Below are 4928 nucleotides of genomic sequence, written 5' to 3' on the forward strand. Positions count from 1 at the left end.
CAACAATGGCGGGCGCCATCGTGATCGCCGCCCCAATGGCGGCTATGGCCAGAACGGCCAGCGCGACTTTTCATCGTCCGCCGAGCAAGGTGGTCAGCCCCAGGGCAACGAGATCCCGGTCCAGGGCGAAGCCGTTTCGCCGACCGAATCTGTGGCGCCGGCCGAACCGGCTCCGTCGTTCGAGAACCTTTCCCCGGCAGGTCTTGCCGCCCAGGCCGAACTCAACGAGGCGGCCGCCGAAAGCGGTGCTGCCCGTCGTCCGCGTCGTCCGCGCCGCCCGCGCGTCAACGCCGATCAGGTTGATGGCGGTAGTGACAATGCCAGTTCCGGGACCGACGCCGGCGAGGTGGCTGCGGCCCCGGCCGACAGCGGCAACGCCCAACCGGTCAATGTCGATATCGATAACTGACCCAACGGCATTTCAAGGCATTGAGCGGCGGAGAGAAATCTCCGCCGTTTTCGTTTGGGCGGCCGTGCAATATTATGTGGTTGCCGATATCGGGACGTCTTGAGGGTTCAGCGCCTGTGCACCATATCAGCCTCAACTGGACCCGGCTCGAATGAGCGGGTCCGTCACCGCAATCGGATCCGGTGCCGCAAAGCGGGCCGGTGATGGAAGGAGACAGATATGAACCTTGAGAAATACTCAGAGCGCGTGCGCGGCTTTATCCAGTCCGCGCAGACCATGGCGCTTTCCCGCAACCACCAGCAATTCACCCCTGAACATATCCTGAAAGTGCTCGTCGACGACGACGAGGGCTTGGCCGCGTCGCTGATCGAACGCGCCGGCGGCAACATCCGCGACGTCAAGCTTGGCGTCGAGACGGCGCTCGAAGCGATGCCCAAGGTCGAGGGCGGCAATGGCCAGCTCTATCTGGCCCAGCCGCTGGCGAAAGTGTTTTCGACCGCCGAGGAACTGGCCAAGAAAGCCGGCGACAGTTTTGTCACGGTCGAGCGGCTCTTGCAGGCGCTCGCCATGGAAAAGTCGGCCAAGACCGCCGACATATTGGCCAAGGCCGGCGTCACCGCGCAGGCGCTCAACCAGGTCATCAACGATGTCCGCAAGGGCCGCACCGCCGATTCGGCGAGTGCCGAACAGGGCTACGACGCGCTGAAGAAATACGCGCGCGACCTGACTGCGGATGCCCGTGCCGGCAAGCTGGACCCCGTGATCGGCCGTGACGACGAGATCCGCCGCACCATCCAGGTGCTGTCGCGCCGCACCAAGAACAATCCGGTGCTGATCGGCGAACCCGGCGTCGGCAAGACGGCGATCGCCGAAGGCCTGGCACTGCGCATCGTCAATGGCGACGTACCGGAATCGCTGAAGGACAAGCAGCTGATGGCGCTCGACATGGGCGCGCTGATTGCCGGCGCCAAATATCGCGGCGAGTTCGAGGAGCGGCTGAAGGCCGTGCTCTCCGAAGTCACCTCGGCCAGCGGCAACATCATCCTGTTCATCGACGAGATGCACACGCTGGTCGGCGCCGGCAAGGCGGATGGCGCCATGGATGCGTCCAACCTGTTGAAGCCGGCGCTGGCGCGCGGCGAGCTGCACTGCGTCGGCGCCACCACGCTCGACGAGTATCGCAAGCATGTCGAGAAGGATGCAGCCCTTGCCCGGCGCTTCCAGCCGGTTTTCGTCGACGAGCCGACGGTGGAAGACACCGTTTCGATCCTGCGCGGCCTGAAGGAGAAATACGAGCAGCACCACAAGGTGCGCATTTCGGATTCAGCGCTGGTGGCGGCGGCGACGCTGTCCAACCGCTACATCGCCGATCGCTTCCTGCCGGACAAGGCGATCGACCTGGTCGACGAAGCCGCATCGCGGCTGCGCATGCAGGTCGATTCCAAGCCCGAGGCGCTGGACGAGATCGATCGCCGCATCATGCAGCTCAAGATCGAGCGCGAGGCGCTGAAGGTCGAGACGGACGATGCTTCGAAGGACCGGCTCGCCCGCCTGGAAAAGGAACTCGTCGGCCTTGAGGAGGAATCGACCGAGATCACCGCCAAGTGGCAGGCCGAGAAGCAGAAGCTCGGGCTCGCCGCCGACCTGAAGAAGCAGCTCGACGAGGCGCGCAACGACCTTGCCATTGCTCAGCGCAAGGGTGAATTCCAGCGCGCCGGCGAGCTTGCCTATGGCAAGATTCCGGAATTGGAAAAGAAGCTGAAGGAGGCCGAGGCCCAGGACGGCAAAGCCGGCATGGTCGAAGAGGTGGTTACCCCCGACCACGTCGCCCATATCGTCTCGCGCTGGACCGGCATTCCGGTCGACAAGATGCTGCAGGGCGAGCGCGACAAGCTGCTGCGCATGGAAGACGAGATCGGCAAGCGCGTCGTTGGCCAGGGCGAGGCGGTGCAAGCTGTGTCGAAAGCGGTGCGGCGCGCCCGCGCGGGCCTGCAGGATCCGAACCGGCCGATCGGCTCGTTCATGTTCCTCGGACCGACGGGTGTCGGCAAGACCGAGCTGACCAAGGCGCTGGCGAGCTTTCTGTTCGACGACGAGAGCGCCATGGTGCGCATCGATATGTCGGAGTTCATGGAAAAGCACTCGGTCGCCCGGCTGATCGGCGCGCCTCCCGGCTATGTCGGCTATGAGGAAGGCGGCGCGCTGACCGAAGCGGTGCGGCGCCGGCCCTATCAGGTCGTGCTGTTCGACGAGATCGAGAAGGCGCATCCGGATGTGTTCAACGTGCTTTTGCAGGTGCTCGACGACGGCCGCCTGACCGACGGCCAGGGCCGCACGGTCGACTTCCGCAACACGCTGATCATCATGACGTCGAACCTCGGCGCCGAATATCTCGTCAACCTCACCGAGGACCAGGATGTCGATCTGGTGCGCGACGAGGTGATGAACGTCGTCAGGGCATCGTTCCGGCCGGAGTTCCTCAACCGCGTCGACGAGGTGATCCTGTTCCACCGGCTGCGCCGGCAGGATATGGGCCGCATCGTCGAGATCCAGCTCAAGCGGCTCGAGAGCCTGCTTGTCGACCGCAAGATCACGCTATCGCTGGACCAGGAGGCGGTGGATTGGCTGGCGGCCAAGGGCTACGACCCGGCCTATGGCGCGCGGCCGCTGAAGCGGGTGATGCAGAAGGAATTGCAGGACCCACTGGCGGAGAAGATCCTGCTCGGCGACATCCTCGACGGCTCGACCGTCAAGGTGACAGCCGGTTCCGACCGGCTGAATTTCCGCTCCAAACCGACGATCGTCGCGGCGGAAGCGGCAGCCTGATCCTGCGCCGCGCGTCCTTCCTGGACGCGCGGCGTTTTCATATAAAACGTGGGGTGGGGATGACACTGGACGACTACAACAGCTTCTGCGACTCGCTGCCTTCGACGACCCATGTCGTCCAGTGGGGTGGCGCCCATGTTTGGAAGGTGGGGGCCAAGGTCTTCGCGATCGGCGGCTGGGACGATGGCCAGCAGCTCTTCGTCACCTTCAAATGTTCCGATATCGCCTATGATGTGCTCAAGGAACAGCCGGGGCTACGGCCCGCACCCTATCTTGCCTCGCGCGGCATGACATGGATCCAGCGTCGGACAAGCCAGAGCATGGATGATGCCGCGCTGAAGGACTATCTGCGCGAGAGCCATCGCCTTGTCGCCCTGAAGCTTACCAGGCAGGCGCGCAAGGAATTGGGACTTGCCGAAAGCTAGCCTATATTCCTTGAGGCGCCGGAAAACCGCCATCTTCATGCCCGGTTCATGTTGGAACCATAGGATGGTGTAACTGGTTTGCTGGCGAAGGGGTTCGCCAGAAGACAATGCCGGCGGCGGCAAATTTACGGACCGGAGAATTTGGCCACCATGTTCCGCACGATCTTTGCCCTCTCGGCGCTAGCCGCCGGGCTTGTGTCTTCCGGGGCGTTCGCCGCGCCGACGACGGACAATGCGCCAAGGGTTGTCCGCGCTGCCGATACCGGGGGCATCCTTGTCGCCCAGGACGGTAATCTCGACATCTACTACGACGCCAGGGGCAACCGCGTGATCGTCGATGCCGATACCGGCAAGGTCATCGCCATCCAGCCGCCGCAGACCCGGCTCGACCGCCGCGCCTTGCGCCGCGAGACACGACTGCGCGAACTGGGCCGCGCCCCCGAAGGCGACGACCGCTACTATCTCGACGATCCGGAAGACATGGCGCGGTTCCGGCGCAAGCAGTTGGAAGAGGAAGGCCGCGTTATCCCGCCGCCGGCAGATGAGTACGATCCCTATGGGGACAATTCCGCCGAAGCCTACCCGCCGGCGCCGCAGGACGATGGCAATTACGACGACAATTATCCCGACGCGCCGCAGCCGGCTAAGCCGGGTACAATCAAGCGCCAGCCGCTGAACGAGGCCGCGATAGACCCTGCCCAGCCGACGACACCCGCCGATCAGGCGGCTCTGCCGCCAAAGGCCGGCGACAAGACCACCGTTGCCCCGGCACTTTCGCTGGGAGCGCGCCAGGATGTCGCCGCCCTTCAGGTGCTGCTCGACCGGGGTGGCGCTTCGCCTGGCGTCATCGACGGGCGTTTCGGTTCGAATGTCGACAAGGCGCTCGCCGCCTACAACCAGATCACCGGCGCCAATCTGCGATCGACCGACGCGGTCGCCATCCAGGCGGCACTTGCGCAATCCGGCGGCGATGCCTTCGCCAATTACACGATCACAGCGGAGGACGCGGCCGGTCCTTATGTCGCGTCGATCCCGGAAGACTACAGCCAGAAGGCGCAACTCGACCGCATGGGTTATACGTCGGTGACCGAGGCGCTCGCGGAGCGCTTTCACATGGACGAGAATTATCTCAAGGCGCTCAACCCGGAGGTCGATTTCAATCGTCCCGGCACGATCATCAAGGTCGCCAATTTCGGCAGGCTGGTTTCGACGCCGGTGGCGCGTATCGTCGCCGACAAGGACAAGAAAGAGGTTTTCGCCTATGACGC

General features: G+C 64.1%; 3 protein-coding genes and 1 pseudogene. All 4 read left to right on the top strand.

Annotated features, from left to right (window positions below):
* Positions 1-409 (top strand): annotated as a pseudogene (locus EN879_RS24230) (DUF4167 domain-containing protein); the annotation flags it as partial.
* 219 nt (positions 410-628) lie between these two features.
* The gene (gene clpB, locus EN879_RS24235) at positions 629-3235 is read left to right on the top strand and encodes an ATP-dependent chaperone ClpB (protein ID WP_063169066.1); all 2607 of its coding nucleotides are present in this window, start codon (positions 629-631) and stop codon (positions 3233-3235) included.
* A gap of 59 nt (positions 3236-3294) precedes the next feature.
* Complete coding sequence (locus tag EN879_RS24240; RefSeq protein WP_013529465.1) at positions 3295-3660, top strand: MmcQ/YjbR family DNA-binding protein; 366 nt, start codon at positions 3295-3297, stop codon at positions 3658-3660.
* A 150-nt stretch (positions 3661-3810) separates the two neighbouring features.
* Positions 3811-4928 (top strand): peptidoglycan-binding protein (locus EN879_RS24245; RefSeq protein WP_127274291.1); only part of this gene is annotated, 1118 nt, incomplete at its 3' end.

Source organism: Mesorhizobium sp. M7A.F.Ca.AU.002.02.1.1, assembly GCF_003998535.1.
Lineage (GTDB): Bacteria > Pseudomonadota > Alphaproteobacteria > Rhizobiales > Rhizobiaceae > Mesorhizobium > Mesorhizobium ciceri.